A 23,086-nucleotide genomic window follows, 5' to 3' on the forward strand; every position below is an offset into this window, starting at 1 on the left:
AATTAAGGTCTTATTATCACAGGATGAAATTTTATTATACTGTTAACTGGACTAAAACACTGTATTTTAATTTTAAAAAATTCCCTTTTAGTACAGCAAAAAAACTTCCTGTTTTTTTTTATGGAAAAATACATTTTCAAAACATTAAAGGACAAATTATAATAAATGGACCAATTAAAACAGCAATGATTGGTTATGGTCAGCATTTTGAAACTGCCACTAAATCAAAAGGAATAGCTGAATTTTCACTTTTTGGTAAGTTAGTATTCAATGGTTATTCGCATTTTGGTAAAGATGTGATTTTATATATAGGCAAAAATGCTTATTGTGAATTTGGATATATGTCGTGTTTGGGATCTGATGTTAAAGTGGTTTGTACAAACAAAATTATTATAGGAGATTGGTCTGGTATTGGTTATGAATCTCAAATAATAGATACTAATTCGCATCCGATGAAAAATACTGTGACAGGGGAGCATTATCCGATGTCAGGACCAATCTATATAGGAACCCATAATGCTTTTTCGAATAGAATTTCGATAATGCCTAATACAAAAACTCCAGATTATTGTGTAATTGCGTCCAATACGTTGTGTAATAAAGATTATACAAATTTGGGAAACAATATTTTAATCGGAGGTATTCCCGCGAGACTTATAAAAAATAATTACTCGCGAGATTGGGAAAATGAAAAAGAACTTTTAAAAAAATATAAGGTAATTGAATTATAAATTATTGAGGTAAATGGATTTCATTTGAGATATTATTAATTTCATTTATTTTATAAAACTTTGCAGGATTTCCAAACCAAATTTCATTTTCAGGGACATCTTTGTTAACAAAAGACAAAGAACCTAGTACGGTATTATCTCCAATTTTTATTCCGTGTTGGAGTACACAACTTGTTCCTATAAACACATTAGCTCCAATTTCTGCACCTCCAACTTGATTCATATTTGTATTCAAATTGTTTGACATCATTTTTGGTGAAATGTAGGTGTTGTCACCAATTATTACACCTCTAGCTATTATACTATCATAACGAATAGTTACATTATTGCCGATTTTGCAATCTCCAGAGGAAGATATTCGAGAATCTATATAGCAATTTTCGCCAATAATAGTACCTTCTCTAAGTTCAACATAATTTTTGATAATTGTATTGTCACCAATCACAACATTATCTTCAATGATACAGAAATCACCAATTTTGACATTATTTCCTATTTTAGCTTTACTTGATATAATAGTGGTTTGCATATTTTTTAAATTTATAGAATGTTTTGGTTAGACAATATTTTTTATCTGATATTGTCTCAAAAATAATATTATTTTTATAAAAAATAATAACAGGCTTTGCTTTATATGTTGTAAAATTGATGAATATGTTTTAAGATTCCTCCCAATTTTTTAGATATTTCTCGGCAATTTTCACATAATCGTGTTCCTTTTCAATAAATGTTCTCGCTCGCTTACCGATGGCAATTATTTCTTTTGGGTTTTCAATCAAAAAAGATAATTCTTGGACTAAATAATCGACATCGGGTAACGCATTTATTGCAACTCTTTCGGTCAAATTATAGTGTTCAGTAAACTCGGTTTCCGCACCTGTAAATACTACTTTTCCTTTCGCCATAGCTTCCAAGGCATTATAGCCTTGATCAAAACCATATGCCTGATCCAAAAGTATATGTGCTTTGTTGTAAATATTGATGTACTCCTGGTAAGGTATACTTCGGCTAATTATAATTTCGATTTGTGCTGGATATTTTTGTGAAATAATTTCTAACGCTTCTTCAAAATAGGAAGTTCCTTTTTTAATACTGCTTCCAATATTTATTCCTAAAAAAATGATAATTTTTCCTGAAACTTCAAGAGGCTTAAACTGTATTTTTTCGAGATTAATTGGATTAGGAATTAAGCTTGTTTGAAATCCCATTCTTTCCATTGGGATTTTATAATCCAAATCAGAGCAAATTATTTGGGAAGTATTTTTAGAAACAAATTCAAATAAATTGCGATAATTTTTGTGCGTATATTTTAAAGAATAGTAAAACTCTTTTTTTAATTTTGGATTATGAAGGAAAGGAGTTAAAATAGAATATTGTAATTCGTCTTTTAGTAAATAATCAATAATCGGAGTTTCGTCCCCACAAATTAAAAGCGTTGTTTTTTTATTTTGAGTAAATACTTTTTTAAGTAAATATTTTGAGAAAACAGGATAAGTTTCTATTGCATCTGAATTGATTAATTGTACTGCATCAAAATTCTTTAATTGTGGCAAAAAATGATAAAAGCGATATGTTCTTTCTAATTTTAGGAAATCTATTTTGAAAATTTTGTAGCAAAAATTAGCAAATTTTCGAATTAGCCAATAATTGGAGAAAAGAGTGGGACGAATAGAAAAATCAACATCAAAGTTCTTGAAATGATCGCCATCAGCAATAATAAAAGTATCATGCCCTAAAACTTTTAACCCTTCTTTCAAAGAGTTATGTAATCGACTATATTCTCCGACCAAAAGTATTTTCATATGGCAACTTTAAATTTCTATATTTGTGTAAATATACTATCAAATTGCGAAAAGAATTAAAAAAAGAAGATTTAGAGATTGTAATTTCAACAATGAATAAGACGAATTTGGATTTTTTGATTCCAATGTTTCCTTTTTGTCATTTCTCTGAATTTTCAATTCTTATCATTAATCAAACAGAGGGAAGTAATTTATTGAATTCCGATTTCTCTTCTGTTCGAGTGATAAATTCATTAGAGAAAGGTCTGTCTAAGAGTAGGAATTTAGGTTTAGAAAAGAGTAGAAAAAGTATACTTTTAATTTCAGATGATGATGAAATTTTTAAAGAAGGATTTGATTCTTTAATAATTCGTAGTTATAATGAATATCCTCTTGCTGTAGTTATCAGTTTTCAGGTTAAAAATCCAGAAGGCGAATTATTTAGAAAATATTTAGAAGAATCGAAAACAAATCTTAGTCTGCTTGATTTATTTGGAATTTTTTCTTCAGAGATTACGATTAATAAAGCTATTTTAGAAAAAGCGAAGGTAATGTTTGATGTCAATTTTGGTTTGGGAGCTAATTTTTTAATGGGAGAAGAGGCTATTTTTTTAACAGATTTAAAATTAAAAAAGCAACAATTAGTTTATATTCCAAAAGTGATTGCGATTAATCCAGTAATAACAACTACAGATAGATTAGATTTTAAGCAAAGGTATTATATTCAGGGGGCTTTTTTGGCAAGAGTTTTAAAGAAAAACTGTAAATTTCATTTAGCTATGAAACTTTTTTTTGATTTAAAACAAAGGAAACTAAAAATAAATCAAATTGGAGAAGCATTAAAAAATGCCAAATTAGGAAGAATAGATTTTTATAAATTACAAAACCAAAATAATGCTTAACGATATACAATTAATAAAATTACCAGTAATAAAAGATGTTCGTGGAAATTTGGCATTCCTGCAAAATGATGTTTTGCCATTTGAACTAAAAAGAGTGTATTACCTCTTTGATGTTCCTAGTAGTGCTTTCAGAGGCGGTCACTCACATATTGAACAGCAGGAAATTTTAATTGCACTTAGTGGAAGTTTTGAGGTTGTTCTTGATGTTGGTTTTGAAAAAAAATCTTTTTTACTCAACAAACCTAATTTGGGATTATTAATTTCACCTGGAATTTGGAGAGAATTGCAAAACTTTTCATCAGGAGCGGTTTGTCTTGTTGTTGCTTCTGATGTTTTTGTAGAAGAAGATTATATTCGTGATTATAATACTTTTTTAGCGACTACAAAATGAAAATCCTATATGTAACTTCGGTAGTTTCAACAGCAGGAGGTGTAGAGAAAACACTGGCTTCAAAATCGGATTATTTTGTAAAAAGATTTAATTATCAGGTTGTTATTGTTTACAATGAAACTTTTGAAAATTCGACTTTTTATGATTTTAATGAAAAGATACATCTCACTAATTTGGGACTTAATAACAAATCTTTATTTTATATTTTTAACTTTAAAAAGGCTGTTCAAAGAGTTGTTAATCAGATTTGTCCAGATATAATTGTGGTTTCGGATAATGGATTAAAAGGGTTCTTATTGCCCTTGCTCTTAAAAACTAAGATTCCGATTATTTTAGAAGTTCATGGTTCGAAAAGGGAAATAATAAATAGGAAGATTTCTCTTATTTTGTTTTTGAAAAGAAAATTACATTCCATTATTAAGTGTTTTTCGATTACTAAATTTGATCAGGTTGTATTCCTTACCAAAAATAGTGCTGCCGAATGGGGTTTTCATAAAGCTAAAATTATCCCAAATGCATTGTTTTTTGAACCAAAGGAACAGAGTGAACTAACCTCGAAAGTTGCTATTGCAATCGGAAGGCATTCGTATGAAAAAGGATTAGATAGATTGTTTCCGATTTGGAAAAAAATTAGTTCTCAAAATCCAGAATGGAAATTGAAAATTTACGGAGGTTTTACCGAAGAGACTTTTTTATTAAAAGAAGAAATTGAAAAGCTGCAACTTCAGGACAAAATAGATCTATTATTGCCCGTTAAGAATATAGAAAAAATATATAAAGAAGCTTCCATTTTTTTGATGACTTCAAGATTTGAAGGGTTCGGAATAGTACTTTTAGAAGCAATGTCTTTGGGATTACCGGTAATAGCTTATGATTGCCCAATTGGTCCGGGAAACATTATAGAGAATGATGTTGATGGATTATTAATTCCGGATAATAATGAAAAACTATATATGGAAGAGCTTAATGTTTTGTTGCAAAATAAAATAATGCAAAAACAATTAGGTGCAAATGCTGTAAATAAAGCTTCAATTTTTTCAAAAGATAAGATTATGCTTCTTTGGGAAGAATTATTTAAAGACGTTTTACTTAGATGATTTTAATTGGCAATAATAACCCAATTTGTAAATATCAAACCAAAATAAAGAAGGGTTTTCAGAAAGTAAATTGGTTTCTATTTTTAGTTGTATTTTTGAAAATATAAAAGCAATAAAAGGGGTCAGTTTAAGCTTATCTAATTTTTGATAAGCTACAATTATTTTACTTTCTTTTTCGGATATTTTATTGGACTTTTCTAAAAAATTAAGGTTTTCGAGAGCTGTTCTGGTTTTTTTTAAAAATAAATTGGAAGTTTCTAAATCCAAATGATAGGTTGGATTTTCAATATGCTTAACTTCAAAATGATTGTTATTTAAAACAGCAAAAAAACACAAATCTTCGTAACCATATTTTGTGATTGAATCATCAAAAGGATATTTTGAAAAAATCTCTTTTTTGATTAATAAATTGGAAGTTAGAGCAGAGAAATTTGGTCTTTTATTTCTATTACTTAAAGATAAAGCTTCTCTTTTTTGACCATAAATCCAACGCAATAAAGCATCTCTTTCAGGTTTTTTGTTCTTATAAACAATTCCACCAAATACTATTAAATCGTTTTGATAAGCAGTTTCTATGTAGTTTTTTATAAAGTTATCTTTTGTTGGAAAGGTATCGCAATCTAAAAAAAGAATCCATTCAAATTTTGCTTTAGTAACTAAAGAATTTAGATTTTTGCCTCTTCCTATATTAGTCTCATTGATAAAAAAAAAGCAATTATGAAGAAGTTTAATTTCTTTATTTTTAGTGTTTAATAAAGAATTAGAGCAGTCATCCTGGCAAAGTATTTCAAAATTTATATCAATATTCTTACATTGTTTTTCTAATTCTTCAACAAGAGAATAAATATTATAATTATAAGTAGGTATAAGTATTGAAAGCATTATACAGTCCTTTGTACAACCTCAAAAATAGTCGCATCCTCACATTTTAAAGTTTTGCTTGGAAATTTCATCAACAAGGCATAATCGTGAGTAGCCATAATGACTGTTTTTCCGTTGGCATTGATTTTTCTTAAAACTTCAAGAACTTCGGTACTTGTTTGTGGATCAAGATTCCCCGTTGGCTCATCGGCAAGAATGAATTCAGGGTCATTCAATAAGGCTCTTGCAATAGCAACTCGTTGTTGTTCACCACCAGACAATTGATGTGGCATTTTATTCGCAAAATCTTCCATGTTTACTTTAGAAAGCACTTCTTCTATTTTAGCATTCATGCCCTCTGTGTCTTTCCAACCAGTTGCTTTTAAAACAAAAAGCATATTGTCTTGTACAGTACGATCTGGTAACAATTTAAAATCTTGAAAAACAATTCCAAATTTTCTTCTCAAAAACGGAATATCATCTTCTTTTAAAGTAGCTAAATCAAATTCTACAATTTTACCTTCGCCTTCTAATAATGGCAAATCAGCATATAATGTTTTTAATAAACTACTTTTTCCAGAACCAGTTTTTCCAATGATGTAGATAAATTCGCCGTGATTGACTTCTAAATTTACATCAGATAAAATAGCTTTTCCTTCTTGATATATGTTTACGTTTTTTAAAGACAGTACTGATTGTGACATAATAGAATTTGTTTATTGGGTAAAAGTAAAAAGATAAAATCCAAATAACAAATAACAAAAGATAAAATCCAAATTCTAATTATTACAATCTTTTTTATTCTGATAGGAAGGATTGATTTTAGAATGTGTTTAAAAATAGTTTATAATAAAAGCAATCGGGCTTCCGTTATAGAAACAGTTTAAATATCTTTGAAAGACTAAATAAAAACAACAATGCGTAAACATATCAGGCTTTTTTTATTCCTTTTTTTTGTTCCAATAACCCTCCTGTTTTCTCAAGAATCAACAATTTATACCTACCCATTAAAAGATTTTGATAAAGCGATTTCTTTATATGAAGATCAACAATATGCATCGGCACAAATTATTTTTAAGCAGGTAAAAGAGAAGGCTGTTACCGAAGGTTTGCAATCCGATTGCGCTTATTATATCGCCAATTGTGCTATTCGTACCGATCAGGATAATGCCGAGGAGCTTATTAATCGCTTTGTAGAAGAATATCCTGCTAGCCGAAAACAAAATCAGGCTTTTATAGATGTTGCTTATTACTATTTTGATCGTCGCGAATACAAAGAAGCCATGCACTGGTTTGAAAGAGTTGACGAAAGTGTTTTAAAAGACAGCGAGCGCAACAAGTATAATTTCCAAAAAGGATACACTTATTTTGATGCTAAAAATGCTCAAAAAGCCAAAAGTTATTTTAGCAGAGTAACCAGTTCTGATGAATATGGCACGCAAAGCAAATATTATATGGGTTTCATGGCCTATGAATCGAATGATTATGCCGAAGCAAATAAGCAATTTGACCAAGTTTCCGGAAATGAAAAATATGCCGAGAAATTATCTTACTACAAATCCGACATGAGTTTTAAATCAGGTGAATTTCAAAAAGCCATTGATTTAGGAATTAAAGCAATGCCAAATTCTACTCCTGAAGAAAAATCTGAATTGAATAAAATCATTGGTGAAAGCTATTTTAATCTAAAACAATACGACAAAGCAATTCCTTATTTGGTAGGATATAAAGGTAAAAATGGGAAATGGAACAACACCGATTTTTATCAATTAGGTTACGCTTATTATGTTCAGAAGGATTATGAAAATGCCATTTCTCAATTCAATAAAATTATTGATGGAAATGATTTTATCGCTCAAAATGCGTATTACCATTTGGGAGAAAGTTATTTGGAATCCAATAAAAAACAACAGGCTTTGAATGCTTTCAAGAATGCATCCGAAATGAATTTTAATTTGAAACTGCAGGAAGATGCCAATTTCAATTATGCCAAATTGAGTTATGAAATTGGGAATTCATACCAAAGTGTTCCTGAAGTTTTATTGGCTTTTATGAATAAATATCCAACCAATCCAAATAATAATGCGATAGAAAAATTATTAATAGACTCTTATATTTCATCCAAGAATTATAAGGAAGCGTTGACTTTGTTGGAGAAAAACAAATCATCAGAAAACAGAGGAGTTTATCAAAAAGTTGTTTTCTATAGAGGATTGGAATTGTACACTGATAGTGATTATTTTGGTTCATTGTCTATGTTCGAAAAAGGTTTAAAAGAACCAAAAGACCCTATAATTACTGCTCGTTCTGCTTTTTGGAAAGCTGAATCCGAATTTAATTTAGAAAATTTCAAAGAAGCTTTATTGAGCTACAAACAGTTTTTAGATTTGCCAAAATCCAAAGAAACGGCTGAATATAAAAACGTTAATTATAATATTGCTTACGCTAATTTCAAATTAAAAGAGTATGACACAGCTGGGAATTCTTTCCAAAGTCAAATTGACAATAATAAAATAGATAAGGTTCGTCTAAATGATTCTTATTTGCGTCTTGCTGATTGCCGATTTGTAACTACTAAATATCAGGTTGCATTAGATGCTTATAATAAGGTAATAGAATCAAAAAGTGTAGATGCTGATTATGCTTATTTCCAGAAAACGCTTTGTTACGGATTTCTTTCGAAAAACAGCAAAAAAATAGAAGAGCTGAATGCGTTTTTGACATTGTATCCAAAATCTGATTATCAAGATGATGCTTTGTTTGAATTAGGAAATACATATGTAGCCGAGAATAAGCAAGATTTGGCTATAAAGGCTTATGATAAATTAATTGCAAATTATAAAAGCAGTTCCTATACCTCAAAATCTATTTTGCGACAAGGATTGATTTATTATAATTCCGATAAAGATGATTTGGCTATTGCTAAATTTAAAAAAGTGGCTTCCGAATTCCCTAAAACTCCAGAAGCTTATGAAGCGGTTTCTACGGCTAGATTGATTTATGTTGATAACGGAAAAGTTGATGAATATGCTGCCTGGGTACGTACTTTGGATTTTGTGGCAGTTACTGACTTGGAGTTAGATAATGACACTTTTGAGGCTTCTGAAAAACAATTGGGACAAGGTAATAACAAACAAGCTATTTCGGGGTACAGTAATTATGTGACCAAGTTTCCTAATGGAGTTCATATTTTACAAGCTAATTTTCAATTAGCACAATTGTATTATACAGAAGGATCAGAAAGTAAATCGGTTCCTAATTATGAGTATGTGATAAGCCAGCCTCGCTGCGAATATACAGAACAGTCTTTGGTTCGTTTGGCTCAAATATTTTTGAAAGATAAAAAAATGGATAAAGCAATTCCTGTTTTGATTCGTTTAGAAAATGAAGCCGATTTTCCTCAAAATAAAACTTTTGCGCAAGCGAATTTGATGAAATGTTATTATGAAACAAAGAATTATTCAAATTCAGTAGTGTATGCTGATAAGGTTTTGGCTAATCCAAAAACTGAGGAAAATGTAAAAAGTGATGCTCAAATTATAGTGGCGCGTTCTGCTATGCAATCTGGTGATGAGGCTAAAGCTAAAGTCGCTTACGCAAAATTACTAAGCGTAAGCAAAGGCGAGTTGGCAGCAGAGGCTTTGTATTATGATGCTTACTTTAAAAATAAAGACGGAAAATTTGAAATTTCGAATACAGCGATTCAAAAATTGGCCAAAAACTATTCGAGTTATCGTTATTATGGAGCCAAAGGCTTGATTTTAATGGCGAAAAATTATTATGGTTTAAAAGATAGTTATCAGGCGACTTATATTTTGGATAATGTAATTGAAAATTTCAAGGATTATCCAGATGTGGTTGAGGAAGCAAAAACAGAATTGAATAAAATAAAAGCAGAAGAGTCTAAAACAAATTCATCAATAACTAAATAAAAACAAACAAAATGATATTACCTTTTTATATAGTAGATGTTTTTGCCGAGAAAAAATATGCTGGAAATCAGTTGGCTGTTTTTTTAGATTCGGACAATTTAAGTACTGAAAAAATGCAGCAAATTGCGCGCGAAATTAATTTTGCTGAAAGTACTTTTATAACTAAAATTCAACCTGAAAATAACAGTGCAACAATTAGAATTTTTACGCCCGAAAAGGAAATGCAGTTTGCAGGTCATCCAATAATAGGGACTTCGTGGGTTTTAATGAATAAAATAGTAGCGAATAACCCTCAAAATTTTAAGTTGACAGTTCCAATTGGTCAAATTCCAATTCAGCAATCTGGAGATTTAGTTTGGTTACAAGCCGCACAGCCTCAATTTTTAGATGTTTTCTCGAAGGAAGATTTTTTATCTTTTAATAATTTGAAGAATACCGATCTTGAAGCTGAATTTCCTATTCAGGAAGTGACTACAGGGAGTGCTTTTGTGATTGTTCCGCTTCAAAATATAGAAGCGTTAGAGAATTTAAAACTCGACTTGGTTAAAATGACTAAATGGTTGCTGGCTCATTGTAAGACAGCGCATAGAGCGTTATATTTTTATTGTTTTGATAATGGAAAATTATATAGCAGAATGTTATGCATTGAAAATAATCAGCTACTGGAAGATGCAGCAACAGGAAGTGCTAGTACTTGTTTGCAGGCTTTTCTTTTGAAATATCATTCGACAGAGATAAAAATGGTGAATCATCAGGGAGATTTTATCAACAGACCTTCGCAAATTTATTTTGATGGGGAATTGGTTGGAGATAATTTTGATATAAAAATTGGAGGAAAAACACAATTCATTGCAAAAGGGGAATGGGAAGTGTAATGAATACTCAAAAAAATAGAAGTAAAAAACAAAATACAATGGCGTTTAAAAACAAAATAAAATCTTTTAAATATACAAAATCAATACTATCGGTTTTAAATCCTTTGAGAATATCGAGTGGGTTTGTGGTATTATTTATTTTGTTTTTCCAGTTTTCATTTGCTCAAAACAAACAAGATAATATTGGTACAGAAGTAGTAAATGTTGTAAAACCGTATACTCCGACAATTTCTGATGCTTTCAAAGTAAAAGAAGTTCCAGTAATTATTAACGAGGAGAATGCTAAAAAAGAAAATGTAAATTATTCTATTTTGCCTTTTCCAGTCGCTTCTACATTTGCTCCTTCCAAAGGAAATGCCCAGGGAGTTGAAAAAACCAAACAAGACCGTTTATTTAAAAATTATGCCACTCTTGGTATCGGTAATTATGGGGCTTTAAATGCTGAACTGTATGTAAATGAAGATCTTAATAATAACGAATATGTAAGTGGAATGTTTCGCCATAATTCGTCACAAGGAGGTATAAAAGATATTCTTCTTGATGATTTCTATTATGATACCAAAATTGATTTGCAATATGGAAACAATCAGCAAAATATGGCTTGGAATTTAAAAGCAGGCTATCGAAATCAAATTTATAATTGGTATGGATTGCCAGCAAATTTCGGGGATACTTTGACGCTTCCAGAAAGCATGGACTTGGTATATGGTATTAATCCACAGCAATCATATAATACATTTACTGCGGGTGGTTCTATAGCCTTTGAGGATGGTGTTTTAAATGATATGAATCTTGAATTTACACATTTTACAGATGCATTTAGTTCGGCTGAGAATCGTTTTTTACTAGCTCCAACTTTTAAGTTTGACGTGATGGATGAAGCCATCAAAACCAAAGTTTTTGTTGATTATATTGACGGCAGCTTTAAGAAGGATTATTCAGGAACCAATACCGCCGATATTGAATATGGCTTTACTAATCTAGGAATAGTGCCAAGTTTTGTGATGAAAAGAGATGATTGGACAATAGATATTGGTGCTGGCTTGGTTTATAGTATGGGTAAAGATAATACGAGCAACAAGTTTTATATTTATCCGTCGATTAAGGCTTCATATAACGTAGTGGGAGATTTGATGATATTTTATGCGAATGCCATTGGGAATTTACAGCAAAACACCTATAAAGATTTTGTAGATGAGAATCCTTATGTTTCGCCTACATTAAATATTAAGCCTACAAATGAGTTGTATGATATTCAGGGGGGATTAAAAGGAAAATTAGCAAGCACTGTGAGTTATGATGTAAGAGCGTCCTATATACATGATGAAAATAAAGCATTGTTTAGAAGTAATGATTATACTGAAAACAATACAAATGCCAATTATGGTTTTGGAAACTCATTTCAAGTAGTTTATGATGATTTGACGACAATGCGTTTTTATGGAGAAATCAAAGCTGATTTAGCCAAAGGAATAACAGTTGAAGCAGATGTAACATTAAATAGCTATACTAAAAAGGCAGAGCAAGAAGCATGGAATTTGCCAGAACTTCAATTGAATGGTAAAGCAGATTTTATGATTACTGATAAATGGTTTGCAGGCGTAAATTTATTTTATATAGGCGAGCGTAAAGATTATCAGTTAAACACAGATATTGTTTATGTTACAGCTCCTGGAGCTATCACATTAGATAGCTATTTCGATTTGAATGCTAATGTACGATTCAAATACAGCGAAAGATTTACCACTTTTTTGAAAGCTAATAATATCACTAATAAAGGATATCAAAAATGGTTGAATTATCCAGTTCAAGGTTTTCAAGTGATGTTGGGAGCGAATTATAAGTTTGATTTTTAGGAAAATAATAGCAAAGTTCACAAAGAATTGCGCAAAGAACGCTATGGTTTTGTCTTTTGTTGGGTTTACTTAAACTTTGACTTGCATCTCTTATGTATTAAATTTTTAAATTAGCTTTGCGAACTTTGCGTAATTCTTTGCGAACTTCGCGGTTAAACCTTCTCTATGACTTTCAAACAAAAAATATACAATCAATACCATCAATTAGTTCAAGATCGAATCGATGTTTTCAAAGACATGATTGTGGCTTTGACCGAAGATTCTAAGAACGACGCCAAAGGTTCAGCTGGCGATAAGCACGAGACGGCTTTGTCTATGATGCACATTGAACAGGAAAAACTCAATACAAAACTCAAAGAAGTATTGACTCAAAAAGCAGTTTTAGATAAAATTGACGCATCTATAGTTGCAGAAACTATAGTTTTGGGAAGTTTGGTAAAAGCCAATGGAATCTATTTGTATCTAAGTCTTGCACTTCCAAAAATCAATGTTGATGGAGTTAATGTCATCGCTTTATCCCCGCAATCTCCTCTTGGAAATAAATTGATGGGAAATAAAGTTGGGTTTGCTTTTGAGATTAATACTACTAAATACACTATTGAGAGTGTAGAGTAGGTTATAATCTACTAATAAAGACAATATAAGTTCTGTTTACGAATTGAATCCATCCAACTTGAATGTTGAAATTTAAAAAATATGTTTCATTGGATGGATGAAAGGGGTGTTATTTAGTCTTGTAAAATACTTTTTTCTTTACTGTATTCTATTCCTTTTATTTTATACAAATCTACAATGCTGTGAAAAAAGAAATCTAAATTTATTTCTTGGCTGTTGTTAGATTTTAAGATTGCTATCATTTTACTATGCTTTTCTTTAAATCGATTGGAGTACCAAATTAGCATTGCAGGATGCTCTATTTCTTTACTTTTTTGGGCATGTAGCCATAAGCCATCTTCTCCCAATGTTTCTCCATGATCTGAAAGATAGATGATTAATGTATTGGAATTATATTTTTCAACATGTTTTATAGTTTCATTTATGAAATAATCTAAATACACGATAGTATTATCGTAGGAATTTATCATTTCCATTTTTGAATTTGAAGGAATGTGTTTGCTTTTAATAACAGGGTTGAATACTCTAAATGAATTCGGATACCTAGTTTCATACCACCAATGGCTTCCTATCATATGTATTGTTGTGAATTGATTTTTATATGGGGAATATCTTTCCTTAAAAATAGGTAATAATTTTTCGTCATAATCTTTTTGAAAACTCAATTCAGAATGAAGAGGATCAATTATTTTGCTGTAATTTGATTGTTTAATGAATGTTTCGTAGCTTTTTTCAGGGGTCTGATTGCCAATCCAATTTGTCATAATGTTAGAGTGATTTAATACGTCTATCAACGAGTATTTTGGTTGACTATAATCGTCTGTAAGAGTTGCATTTGTTAAAATTTGAGGAACACTTATAGCAGTATAAGTTAATGGAGTATAGGTGTTTGGAAAGCTTATAATGTTTTTTCTTTTCGAAAGAAAAGGATTTGTTTTTCTACTGTAAGCATTCAATTGTAAATGATCTGCTCTTACACTTTCTCCAAGAATAAAAACGACACTTAAGCTATCAACGTTCGTTTTTAAAATTTTATTGATTGGTTTAAAGATTATATTGTTCTGATTAAAATAGTCTTTAATGGAAAAAACAACATTGTAAGGCAGCCTTCTGTTGAATGAACCATATTTATAATTTTCAAAAAGAGTATGTGTGAAAATTCCAATTACTGCAAATAGTATAAGCGGTGATTTCAATTGATTAATACCTATTTTAAAATATATTTTTAATATAATAATGCAAGCTATTATTGAACATAGAATGTATAATATAAAAGGAATAGTGATTAGGTCTAAAATAATATCTGGTTTTGTTTCTATTGATACTTGAATTATACTTTGCGAGATGGCTATATCTTGAAAATATATCCAATAAGCAATAATTGAATATAAAACAAATAACAAAGGGAATGCAATAGTAAACACCAATCTATTTAAACTTAAAAAGTAAAGAAAACCAAATACAGAAAACTGTACAGCTAAAAAATGAGAAAAATAATAAATATGGTCTTTGAAATCATTTAAAGGGATGTGACTGAAAGAAGCGAAAGTAATGAATATTCCAAAATAAAAATTTAAAATAAAATGAAAATAAAGTTGTTTCTTATATTTTTTTATAGCCTCCATTTAAGATAGGTAAATATTTGTTGATTAAAAAAAAACTAGGTGTTAATATAATTATCTGTAAAATACTATATTGAAATTTTTCCCATTCTGAGAAATTAAATTCAGATTGATTAAATATTTTTAATAATGTAAACTTAATGAATGTCATGGCTAATAATTGTAATGCCAATATTGTCATCGAAAATTTACCAATAGATTCTAAAAATTTAAAAAAGGGAAATGTTTTAAAGAACAAAAGAATAAATAAACTTCCACAAATGCCGTTCAAAATAAAATAAAATTCAATTCCATAGTAGGCTCTGTACATATCTATTTTTGTGTTGCTATTATAGAAATACAAATTGATCAATCCCATAAAAAACATTAGAAGGATGGAGTTGTTCTTTGATAGACTTGTTATTTTTTTTAAAAAATAATTGCCAAATGCGTAAAAAAGTAAACCTACCATAGCAATGTTTATACTCCAGACCAAATTTTCTTGATTGAAACGTGTGTAAATAAAGCCTATTATTGGGATAAGAGTTAAAATAATATAGAGTAAAGTTTTGTTGTTTATTTTTTTAATTAAATCTAAAATCAGGAAGGTACAGAAAATAAAAGGTAGGAACCAAAGTGGAATTCCCCAGTCCATATAATTTTGTCCTCCCTGTGAATAAAAAACACCTATTAGATTTTTGATTGGTGATAAATTTAAAGGAACATTACTTCCATATTTTCTACCTAGAAAAAACCAAAAGATAAATAAAAGAAAACTCCAAATAAAATAAGGAATGATTATGAAATTAAATCTTTTTTTGATATTAGTAAAACTTGAAGTGCTTGGGTGAAAAAAACCTGCAATCATAATGAATAAAGGCATATGAAAACTGTAGATATATTTTTCATTAAAAGGGAAATTATGGGCATATACAACCAAGAAAATTGCAAATCCTTTTACTTGGTCAATCCAATTTAATCTTTCGGTTTCATAATTTGGTTTAAGTTTCATGAGGATATTTAATTATATTGCTTAAGCAAATATAGAATTTTGTTTTGATATCAATTATGCTTCAGTATCGGGTTTTAAAGGTTGATGATTAATCTGCTGATTTTTAAGAAAATGATATTAATTATTATATGTTATATTTTTTTAAAATTGCAATTCTTGGAGTAAATATAATTGCAATTTCGTTTTAAATATTTTAGGGAATAAAGTTGAATTTCAATTTGAAATTAATGGATCGAAGTATTTAATTGAGAGTATTGAATAAAATCTGTTATAATCTATGTTCCATTCCTCTTTACTTGTATGTTATTTTAACATTGTATTATATAATGTGAATAAATTTAACATCATGTTAAATTGATGATCTTTTTTGAAGAGTATTATCTAAATCCTCAAAAAAAATAGGCTTCCCAAATAAAACTTTTGTAAATTCGCCACCTTAAAAGTTTGACGTTAAACGAAACAAAATTATGAGCAAAACAATGACAGTCGACATTTTGTCGAGTATTAAAGGTGCGCAGCCCTCAGAGTCTGTGAACAAATTATTTGATGTAATTAAAAATGCAGTTCCATCTAATAATAACGCTGTAAATAATGTCAATCATAATGCTGTGTCTGTAAATAGTTTAAGAGAAGATGTTGTGGTAGAAAGTTCGGCTATGGAGAAACAAATTATTTTGGAAAACTTCCCGAACAAGAAAAATGGATTTTTAGTGGTTGCTAAAGTTATAGAAGGATAAAATGGATTCTCAGATAAAAAAAATACACCAACAATTGGTGTCGAAAGAAATAACTTGTACGGTTTTGGTACAAGAAAAACTGAACTTACTTAAAGAAAATAAATACAATTCTGTCAATTCTTTATTAGATACTTTGGCTTTGGATTTAGCCGCTAAAGTAGATGCTAAAATTGCAAGTGGAGAAACCATCGGATTGTTAGAAGGAATTCCTTTTGGAATTAAAGATGTATTTATGGTTCAAGGAACTTTCACTACTGCAAGTTCAGATTTGTTGAAAAATTATAAATCGCCTTATACCGCTACTGCCATTCAAAAATTATTGGATGCAGGTGCTATTCCGTTAGTAAAAGAAAACTGCGATAGTTTTGGTCACGGGTCTTCGAGTGAAAACACCATTTTTGGTGCCGTGAAAAACGCTATCAATCCGGAATTAGTAGCAGGAGGTTCAAGTGGAGGTTCTGCGGTAAATGTTGCTAAAGATTACACTGTATTTTCTATCGGAGGCGATACGGGAGGTTCTGTTCGTCAGCCTGCAGGATACAATCATATTTACGGTTTAAAACCAACTTACGGAAGAATTTCAAGATACGGTTTGATGGCTTATGTATCCTCTACGGATTGCGTTGGTCCATTGGCAAAATCGGTTGAAGATATTCGAATTGTGTTGAATGTAATGAGCGGAAAAGATGCAAAAGATCAAACCTCAATTACTTCAAATGAAATTAGTGAAGAAGCAATTGCAACTTCAGCTGTGAAAACAATTGGTTATTTCAAAAACTTTATCGAAAGTGAAGCTATTGATTCGCAAATAAAAGCGGATTTTTTAGCTAGTATCGAAAAAATAAAAGCCAAAGGAATTGCGGTAAAAGAATTAGATTTTTTCAAATCTGATATTTTAGTTTCGACTTATTATACATTGGCAATGGCAGAAACGGCTTCTAATTTATCTCGTCTTGATGGAACAAATTATGGAAACCGTATTGAAGCTGAAAATTTAATTGAAACTTATGCAGTAACGCGTTCTGAAAACTTTTCAGAAGAAACTAAGCGCAGAATTGTGGGTGGAAACCAAGTGTTGTCTCAAGGGTTTTCAGATGAAATATATTTGAAAGGATTGGCTTTAAGAGATCAGATTTCTGAAAATTTCAGTAAAGATTTTAACGAAGTAGATATTATCTTATCGCCCGTTACACCAAGTACTCCTCCTAAAATTGGAGACAGTTTAAAAGATCCGTTGGCGATGTATTTGTCAGATGCTTATACGGTTGGTTTTAGTTTGGGGCAATTACCAACTTTAACCGTGCCACAAGGAACAAGTACAGGACTGCAAATTACGGCAGCAAAAAATAATGATGAATTAGTGTTGAAGTTTGCAAACTTCTTAAAAGATACAATATAATGGAATTGGAGCAATTAACAGCGGCATTAAAAGCCCACGATTTAGAATTGGTAATTGGACTTGAAACTCACGTTCGATTGAATACCAAAACCAAGTTGTTTTGTTCTTGTCCAAATCAAGAAATAGAAACACCTAACGAAAATATATGTTCCGTTTGTACGGGACAAATGGGCGTTTTGCCTGCCCTGAATAAAGAAGCAATTACAAAAGCGATTTATTTTGGAAAAGCGGTAGAATCTACTTTTAGTAATGAAATTATCTCTTGGGATAGAAAACATTACGAATATCCGGATAATCCGAAAAACATACAAATAACACAATTTCACAATCCAATCATTCCTGATGGAAAAGTGTCTTGTTATAGAAATGATGGTTCTCAATTTACTGTAAATTTAACACAAGTTCATATTGAAGAGGATGCTGCAAAATTGATGCACGAAAAGAAAATTTCGTTAGTCGATTTTAATAAAGCAGGTGTGCCATTAATCGAAATTGTTACAGAACCTTGCGTTCGTAATATTGAAGATGCTTCGACTTATGCGCAATACATTCAGCGTATTGTTCAGAATTTAGGAATCTCGGAAGCGAATTTAGAAAAAGGAGAATTCAAATCGGATGTTTCGGTTTCTTTACGCAAAATTGATTCGAATGTTTTAAACCCAAGAACGGAAATCAAAAACTTGAACTCGTTTAAGTTTATGGTGGAAGCTTTGAAAGAAGAGGTGGAGAAACAATTCAATTATTTCATAGAAAATGCTGCATTTAGACCTGATCAAACAACGGTTTTATGGGATGCTGATTTGAAGCAAACCAAAGTAATGCGTAAAAAAGAATTCGAAGCGGATTACCGTTTTATTTCGGAGCCGGATTTACCTTTTGTAAATATCAAAGCAGAAATCGATGCGATTAAAGTGGATACAAGCGCTTTGCCTTATGCAGTGGAATCTATTTTAATTGGTGGAGGTGTTTTGCCACAAGATGCTAAATTTTTTACAGCTGATGCTTTGCGTTCAAGAACCTTCGTTACATTAAACAACGAAATCAATGATCCGTCTTTTGTTGCTAAAACTTTGTCAAATAATGTTAAGGCAGAAGACTACGCTAAAATCCATAATATTGAGCATTTAGTAACCATTTTTGTGTTGTTTAAAGCTGAAAAAATCACTGCGGTTTTAGTTCAAAATGCGATTACGGGTTATTTGAAAGATCAAAATTTTGATTACAAAAAGTATTTTGAAGAAAATACGATTTCAGAAGATACGATTCAAGAAGTTATAGCTAAAGTTCTTTCAGAGAATGAGGCTGTTGCCAATGATATCAAAGCAGGAGACCAAGGAAAAGCAGGTATTTTAGTTGGTAAAGTTTTAGGCGTTATCGGAAAAGGAGCGAATGGTAAAGTAATTCGTCAAATTATTTTAGACAAGTTAGGAGCCGATGCTGTTTTAGAAAAGGCAGCAACTTCTGAAAATGTTGCTAAAGAAACGGTTGTTGCTACAAAAGAACAACAAGAAGAAACACTTCCTGAAGTTCCAATTATTATAAAAGATACGTATAGAACGCATAAAATTTCGCAATTATCAGAAGAAAGCATCAAAGAAGAAGTGATGTTGTCCGGTTGGATTGCGAGTGTGCGTGACCACGGTGAATTGATGTTTATCGATTTACGTGATTCAAGTTATGAGATTTTTCAAGTACGTATCAGCAGAGAATCGTTTCCTAATATCGATGAGTTGGTGAAATTGAAACCGGAATCAGTAATTGCTGTAACAGGTATCGTTGTTGGACGTAATGAAGATGACTATAATGCAGGTTTGCGTACCGGTAAAATTGAATTAGAAACTTCTGAATTAGAAATTCTAAACTTGTCTAAAACATTGCCTTTCGAAATTAAAAGAGCGGCAAAGACAAACGAAGCGATTCGTTTTCAATACAAGTTCTTAGATCACAGAAACGAAGAAGTTAGAAGAGCCATCGTAAACCGTCATAAAGTAATTAAGTTGTTGCGTGACATTTTAGATGAAGAAGAGTTCTTAGAAATTGAAACGCCGATTTTAAGTGCAGGAACTGATGAAGGAGCACGTGAATTTATTGTACCTACACGTAAAGGTTCGGGTATGTTTTATACGCTTCCACAAGCGCCTCAGCAGTTCAAACAAATGTTGATGGTAAGTGGTTATGAGAAATATTTCCAAATTGCACGTTGTTTTAGAGATGAGGATTCTCGTGGAGATCGTCAGCCGGAATTTACGCAATTGGATATGGAAATGGCTTACGCAAGTATGCAACAAATTATCGATTTGAACACGAAAATGTTCAATGAAATAGTAGCTAAAATTTACGGTAAAAAATGGATTTTACGTCCGTTTGAAGTGATTACCTATAAAGATGCAATGGATTTCTATGGTTGTGACCGACCTGATTTGCGTTACGGTTTGAAAATGCAAGACATTACAGATATTGTAAAAGATACGACTTTCCAAGTATTCAGTAAACCAATTGAAGAAGGTGGAATTGTAAAATGTATCAAAGTTTCGGCTCAAGAGCAAGGAAACAAGCGTATGTCTAAAGGTCAAATTGAAACACTGACTGCTGTTGCACAACAACACGGTTTAGGAGGTTTGGCTTATATTATCGTTAATGAAGAGGATTTGCAATCGCCAATTATCAAATTTTTAGGTGAAGAAATTGCTGCAGGAATTATCAAAGCGACTAATGCGCAAGTGGGTGATATTGTATTCTTCTCTGCAGCGGATTATGCTACAGCTAATAAAGCTTTGGATGCCGTTCGTCAAGAAATGGGTAGGATGTTAAATTTGATTAATCCGAAGGAATTATGTCCGGCTTGGGTGGTTGATTTCCCAATGTTTGAAAGAACAGACGAAGGTAGATGGACATTTACACACAATCCGTTCTCGATGCCTGCGATTTACGATTTAGAAAAGCATATGAAAGGAGATGATAATGAAATTGGATCTATCATCGCGCAACAATACGATATAATCTTAAACGGTTATGAAATCGGTGGAGGTTCAGTTCGTGCACATAAATCTGAAATCTTGGAAGCAACTTATAGAAATATGGGTTATAACAAAGAAGAAATGATGAAGAGCGTTGGAACGATGTATAAAGCTTTTCAATATGGAGCGCCGCCACACGGAGGAATTGCTTGGGGAATCGATCGTTTAATGATGATTTTAGAGAAAAAGGCATCGATTCGTGAAGTTATGGCTTTCCCTAAAACAGGATCAAGCGAGGATTTATTATTTGGAGCACCATCTCTTTTATCAGATAAAAAGGTAGAAGAAATGAATGTGAAGATTATGAGATAATAGATTTTTAAAATCTAAATTAATAGTAAAAGCGGATTTGTATCGAAAGATATAAATCCGCTTTTTTTATGTGGTAATGTGATTAAAAATGCTGTGGTTTGCCTTAAGATCTCGGTTTGTTAAGTCCTCTGTCGTATAGAACGATAGTTCCTGCAACTGATACATTTAAACTTTTTTCGGATTTGAATTTTACTAAATAATGGCACTTTTCAATGGCTTGTTTAGAAAGGCCGTTATCTTCAGCGCCTAATAAATATACACAACGTCTTGGATGTTCGAAAGTTTCTAAGTCTTCAGCATTGTCATCTAATTCTACACCAACTAAGCGTGCACCTTTAGGTAGGTTGTTGAAAAAATCATCAAAATTTTCGTAATGGAAGTAAGGCATCGATTTTACAGCATTGTGTGTGTCACAAGCTTGTTTTGCATATCGATTGCCGATAGTAAAAATAAAACTGGCTCCTAAGTTTTGTGCAGAGCGCCATAAAACACCCAAGTTTTCTGGAGTTTTTCCGTTTTGAATTCCGATGCCGAAAAATTCATTTATAAAATTATCATTCATAATGCAAAAGTACAATTGTTGATAGTATTTTCAAATTTTTGGTTTATTTAAAAAACGTCTTTTTTAATTGCTGTTTTTCTGATTGTGTATCTGTTTTTAAATTCTTTTAATTGGTGGTGGGAAGTTGTTGTTGAAAATAAAATTTATTTAGGACTACGGGTTTGCGTGAGGGATAGAAGTAGGCTACCGAAGTAGCGCATTCTATGATAAAAAACAATTAAATTTAAAAGATTAACAGGCAAATTTATATGTGTTTATATATGGTGTTTGTCTGTTAATTACAGAGAAAACACGTCCTATTATTTTGCATTTTACATTGTTTAAGATTAACATAGCATTTTTGCCTTCCCTTTTTTTTCTTTCATAATATTCTTTGAGTTGCGGATCATGTTTTACTGCTACTAAAGCACACATTTGTAATATTGATTTCATTTTTTTATCTGCCATATGATTTACTTTGGTTCGTCCTTTTATACTCGAACCCGACGTATGTTCAAAAGGGGCGGTTCCAGCGTAACAAGCCAATTTCCTCGCATTATCAAATGCTGTAAAACCTCTTGTAACAATTAACATATAGATAGCCGTTTTATCTCCAATGCCAGGAACACTTTTAATCAATTCAAATTGTTTTTTCAATTCAGAATGACTAGATATTATTGCTTCCATTTCCTTCTCAATAGATTTTAATGTTGCTTTTAAAAACTTCACCGTTTTATTATTTATTCCTTTAATTGATTGATAAATCTGTTTTGGCATAAAAGCAGCATTCTCTTTTGTCCTCTCAAAAATTTTAAATGATTTCATTACTTTTTCTCTTTCAGTGAAAAGCAATTTTAATTGTTGAATTACTGTTTCTGGCAAAGTAGAGAGTTTTAGTTTATCAACATTTCGGAGGCTGTACAAAGCAATGTCTTTAGCATCTGCTTTGTCATTTTTGCCTCTCGAGATTCCTTTAGATCGTTTGATTTCAATGGCTGGTACAACCCAGAAATCAAGATTGCTTTCAGATAGACAGCTACTCAAAGGAAAAGTATAAACCCCGGTGTTTTCACAGCAAAACAAAACAGCAGTTAAATCTATCTTCTGTTTTGTTAAGTTTTTTAAAATTTCCTTAACACCTTTTAAATTGTTTTCTACAATGAAATGATTAATTACATTTGGCTCTTCTTTTTTTAAAAGCACTACATCTAATTTTGATTTTGAAATATCAACACCTACATAAAATAAATAGTTTTTCATAACTTTGAATTTAGGATAAACAAAAATGTTGAACTTCTTTAGAGCCTTTATTAGACCTTGATGTCTATCATTCTATTTGAAGCAATTCAACGGGATTCAAGGAGAAGACAGAGGACTAATGCGCTACATAAGTCACAAGCTTGGCGGATAGCATAGTTCACCTCTG

Annotated in this window: 19 protein-coding genes; 11 read left to right on the forward strand and 8 right to left on the reverse strand. The window is 31.0% G+C overall.

Annotated features, from left to right (window positions below; all coding sequences use genetic code 11):
• The first annotated feature begins 23 nt into the window (after positions 1 to 23).
• Entirely contained in the window at positions 24 to 731 is a 708-nt protein-coding gene (locus ACUN3A_RS13810; protein ID WP_445551858.1) for an acyltransferase, read from the forward strand.
• Between the two features lies 1 nt (position 732).
• Here ACUN3A_RS13810 and ACUN3A_RS13815 read toward each other — a convergent pair whose 3' ends face one another.
• Both ACUN3A_RS13815 and ACUN3A_RS13820 read right to left on the reverse strand, forming a co-directional pair.
• Positions 733 to 1,260 (reverse strand): DapH/DapD/GlmU-related protein, encoded by a 528-nt coding sequence (locus ACUN3A_RS13815; RefSeq protein ID WP_445551859.1) that lies wholly within the window; start codon positions 1,258 to 1,260, stop codon positions 733 to 735.
• A 130-nt stretch (positions 1,261 to 1,390) separates the two neighbouring features.
• A complete protein-coding gene (locus tag ACUN3A_RS13820; protein ID WP_445551860.1) occupies positions 1,391 to 2,533 on the reverse strand; it encodes a glycosyltransferase in 1,143 nt (380 codons plus the stop codon).
• 107 nt (positions 2,534 to 2,640) lie between these two features.
• Between ACUN3A_RS13820 and ACUN3A_RS13825 the strand changes: the two genes are divergently transcribed.
• From ACUN3A_RS13825 to ACUN3A_RS13835, 3 genes are read left to right on the forward strand one after another with little or no spacing between them, the layout of a single operon-like run.
• Complete coding sequence (locus ACUN3A_RS13825) at positions 2,641 to 3,414, forward strand: glycosyltransferase (protein ID WP_445551861.1); 774 nt, start codon at positions 2,641 to 2,643, stop codon at positions 3,412 to 3,414.
• On the forward strand, positions 3,407 to 3,805 hold the full coding sequence (locus ACUN3A_RS13830) for a sugar 3,4-ketoisomerase (protein WP_445551862.1): 399 nt from the start codon (positions 3,407 to 3,409) through the stop codon (positions 3,803 to 3,805). The genes ACUN3A_RS13825 and ACUN3A_RS13830 overlap by 8 nt, the downstream gene beginning before the upstream one ends.
• Positions 3,802 to 4,902 carry a glycosyltransferase gene (locus ACUN3A_RS13835; RefSeq protein WP_445551863.1) on the forward strand — a complete coding sequence of 367 codons (1,101 nt, stop codon included), beginning with the start codon at positions 3,802 to 3,804 and terminating at the stop codon, positions 4,900 to 4,902. The genes ACUN3A_RS13830 and ACUN3A_RS13835 overlap by 4 nt, the downstream gene beginning before the upstream one ends.
• Here ACUN3A_RS13835 and ACUN3A_RS13840 read toward each other — a convergent pair.
• Together ACUN3A_RS13840 and ACUN3A_RS13845 are read right to left on the reverse strand one after the other, a co-directional pair.
• Positions 4,891 to 5,784, reverse strand: coding sequence for a glycosyltransferase family 2 protein (locus ACUN3A_RS13840; protein WP_445551864.1), 894 nt, complete (start codon positions 5,782 to 5,784; stop codon positions 4,891 to 4,893). The genes ACUN3A_RS13835 and ACUN3A_RS13840 overlap by 12 nt on opposite strands.
• Positions 5,784 to 6,467, reverse strand: coding sequence for a cell division ATP-binding protein FtsE (locus tag ACUN3A_RS13845; RefSeq protein ID WP_445551865.1), 684 nt, complete (start codon positions 6,465 to 6,467; stop codon positions 5,784 to 5,786). Before ACUN3A_RS13845 ends, ACUN3A_RS13840 begins: the two co-directional genes overlap by 1 nt.
• Positions 6,468 to 6,680: 213 nt before the next feature.
• Here ACUN3A_RS13845 and ACUN3A_RS13850 point away from each other — a divergent pair, with 213 nt between their 5' ends.
• The 4 genes from ACUN3A_RS13850 (at position 6,681) to ACUN3A_RS13865 (ending at position 13,041) form a co-directional block, all read left to right on the forward strand.
• Positions 6,681 to 9,695, forward strand: coding sequence for a tetratricopeptide repeat protein (locus ACUN3A_RS13850; RefSeq protein WP_445551866.1), 3,015 nt, complete (start codon positions 6,681 to 6,683; stop codon positions 9,693 to 9,695).
• A gap of 11 nt (positions 9,696 to 9,706) precedes the next feature.
• Positions 9,707 to 10,570, forward strand: coding sequence for a PhzF family phenazine biosynthesis protein (locus ACUN3A_RS13855; protein WP_445551867.1), 864 nt, complete (start codon positions 9,707 to 9,709; stop codon positions 10,568 to 10,570).
• A 38-nt stretch (positions 10,571 to 10,608) separates the two neighbouring features.
• Positions 10,609 to 12,426: a TonB-dependent receptor gene (locus ACUN3A_RS13860; RefSeq protein ID WP_445551868.1), complete on the forward strand. Its 1,818-nt coding sequence runs from the start codon at positions 10,609 to 10,611 to the stop codon at positions 12,424 to 12,426.
• A gap of 165 nt (positions 12,427 to 12,591) precedes the next feature.
• Positions 12,592 to 13,041 (forward strand): hypothetical protein, encoded by a 450-nt coding sequence (locus ACUN3A_RS13865; protein WP_445551869.1) that lies wholly within the window; start codon positions 12,592 to 12,594, stop codon positions 13,039 to 13,041.
• A gap of 113 nt (positions 13,042 to 13,154) precedes the next feature.
• On the opposite strand, the gene ACUN3A_RS13870 is transcribed toward ACUN3A_RS13865, so the two are convergent.
• Both ACUN3A_RS13870 and ACUN3A_RS13875 read right to left on the reverse strand, forming a co-directional pair.
• Entirely contained in the window at positions 13,155 to 14,666 is a 1,512-nt protein-coding gene (locus ACUN3A_RS13870; RefSeq protein WP_445551870.1) for a phosphoethanolamine transferase, read from the reverse strand.
• Complete coding sequence (locus ACUN3A_RS13875; protein ID WP_445551871.1) at positions 14,644 to 15,654, reverse strand: acyltransferase family protein; 1,011 nt, start codon at positions 15,652 to 15,654, stop codon at positions 14,644 to 14,646. The genes ACUN3A_RS13870 and ACUN3A_RS13875 overlap by 23 nt, the downstream gene beginning before the upstream one ends.
• A 467-nt stretch (positions 15,655 to 16,121) precedes the next feature.
• On the opposite strand from ACUN3A_RS13875, the gene ACUN3A_RS13880 reads away from it, so the two are divergent.
• Genes ACUN3A_RS13880 through gatB/aspS form a run of 3 tightly spaced genes read left to right on the forward strand, consistent with a single transcriptional unit; the run spans position 16,122 to position 21,119 of the window.
• The gene (locus tag ACUN3A_RS13880) at positions 16,122 to 16,391 is read left to right on the forward strand and encodes a hypothetical protein (RefSeq protein WP_445551872.1); all 270 of its coding nucleotides are present in this window, start codon (positions 16,122 to 16,124) and stop codon (positions 16,389 to 16,391) included.
• A gap of 1 nt (position 16,392) precedes the next feature.
• Positions 16,393 to 17,790: an amidase gene (locus ACUN3A_RS13885; RefSeq protein ID WP_445551873.1), complete on the forward strand. Its 1,398-nt coding sequence runs from the start codon at positions 16,393 to 16,395 to the stop codon at positions 17,788 to 17,790.
• Complete coding sequence (gatB/aspS, locus tag ACUN3A_RS13890) at positions 17,790 to 21,119, forward strand: bifunctional amidotransferase subunit GatB/aspartate--tRNA ligase AspS (protein ID WP_445551874.1); 3,330 nt, start codon at positions 17,790 to 17,792, stop codon at positions 21,117 to 21,119. The genes ACUN3A_RS13885 and gatB/aspS overlap by 1 nt, the downstream gene beginning before the upstream one ends.
• Positions 21,120 to 21,222: 103 nt before the next feature.
• On the opposite strand, the gene ACUN3A_RS13895 is transcribed toward gatB/aspS, so the two are convergent.
• Both ACUN3A_RS13895 and ACUN3A_RS13900 read right to left on the reverse strand, forming a co-directional pair.
• Positions 21,223 to 21,681, reverse strand: coding sequence for an RNA methyltransferase (locus tag ACUN3A_RS13895; protein ID WP_445551875.1), 459 nt, complete (start codon positions 21,679 to 21,681; stop codon positions 21,223 to 21,225).
• A 231-nt stretch (positions 21,682 to 21,912) separates the two neighbouring features.
• On the reverse strand, positions 21,913 to 22,920 hold the full coding sequence (locus tag ACUN3A_RS13900) for an IS110 family transposase (RefSeq protein WP_445549790.1): 1,008 nt from the start codon (positions 22,918 to 22,920) through the stop codon (positions 21,913 to 21,915).
• Positions 22,921 to 23,086 lie beyond the last annotated feature (166 nt).

This window comes from Flavobacterium sp. WC2509, assembly GCF_052683105.1.

Coding starts and splice junctions, on each gene's coding strand:
- ACUN3A_RS13850 (WP_445551866.1), top strand. CDS start 6,681: ATGCGTAAACATATCAGGCTTTTTTTATTCCTTTTTTTTGTTCCAATA.
- ACUN3A_RS13860 (WP_445551868.1), top strand. CDS start 10,609: ATGGCGTTTAAAAACAAAATAAAATCTTTTAAATATACAAAATCAATA.
- ACUN3A_RS13895 (WP_445551875.1), bottom strand. CDS start 21,681: ATGAATGATAATTTTATAAATGAATTTTTCGGCATCGGAATTCAAAAC.
- ACUN3A_RS13900 (WP_445549790.1), bottom strand. CDS start 22,920: ATGAAAAACTATTTATTTTATGTAGGTGTTGATATTTCAAAATCAAAA.
- ACUN3A_RS13840 (WP_445551864.1), bottom strand. CDS start 5,784: ATGCTTTCAATACTTATACCTACTTATAATTATAATATTTATTCTCTT.
- ACUN3A_RS13830 (WP_445551862.1), top strand. CDS start 3,407: ATGCTTAACGATATACAATTAATAAAATTACCAGTAATAAAAGATGTT.
- ACUN3A_RS13885 (WP_445551873.1), top strand. CDS start 16,393: ATGGATTCTCAGATAAAAAAAATACACCAACAATTGGTGTCGAAAGAA.
- ACUN3A_RS13855 (WP_445551867.1), top strand. CDS start 9,707: ATGATATTACCTTTTTATATAGTAGATGTTTTTGCCGAGAAAAAATAT.
- ACUN3A_RS13815 (WP_445551859.1), bottom strand. CDS start 1,260: ATGCAAACCACTATTATATCAAGTAAAGCTAAAATAGGAAATAATGTC.
- ACUN3A_RS13870 (WP_445551870.1), bottom strand. CDS start 14,666: ATGGAGGCTATAAAAAAATATAAGAAACAACTTTATTTTCATTTTATT.
- ACUN3A_RS13835 (WP_445551863.1), top strand. CDS start 3,802: ATGAAAATCCTATATGTAACTTCGGTAGTTTCAACAGCAGGAGGTGTA.
- ACUN3A_RS13880 (WP_445551872.1), top strand. CDS start 16,122: ATGAGCAAAACAATGACAGTCGACATTTTGTCGAGTATTAAAGGTGCG.
- ACUN3A_RS13810 (WP_445551858.1), top strand. CDS start 24: ATGAAATTTTATTATACTGTTAACTGGACTAAAACACTGTATTTTAAT.
- ACUN3A_RS13875 (WP_445551871.1), bottom strand. CDS start 15,654: ATGAAACTTAAACCAAATTATGAAACCGAAAGATTAAATTGGATTGAC.
- ACUN3A_RS13820 (WP_445551860.1), bottom strand. CDS start 2,533: ATGAAAATACTTTTGGTCGGAGAATATAGTCGATTACATAACTCTTTG.
- ACUN3A_RS13865 (WP_445551869.1), top strand. CDS start 12,592: ATGACTTTCAAACAAAAAATATACAATCAATACCATCAATTAGTTCAA.
- ACUN3A_RS13845 (WP_445551865.1), bottom strand. CDS start 6,467: ATGTCACAATCAGTACTGTCTTTAAAAAACGTAAACATATATCAAGAA.
- gatB/aspS (WP_445551874.1), top strand. CDS start 17,790: ATGGAATTGGAGCAATTAACAGCGGCATTAAAAGCCCACGATTTAGAA.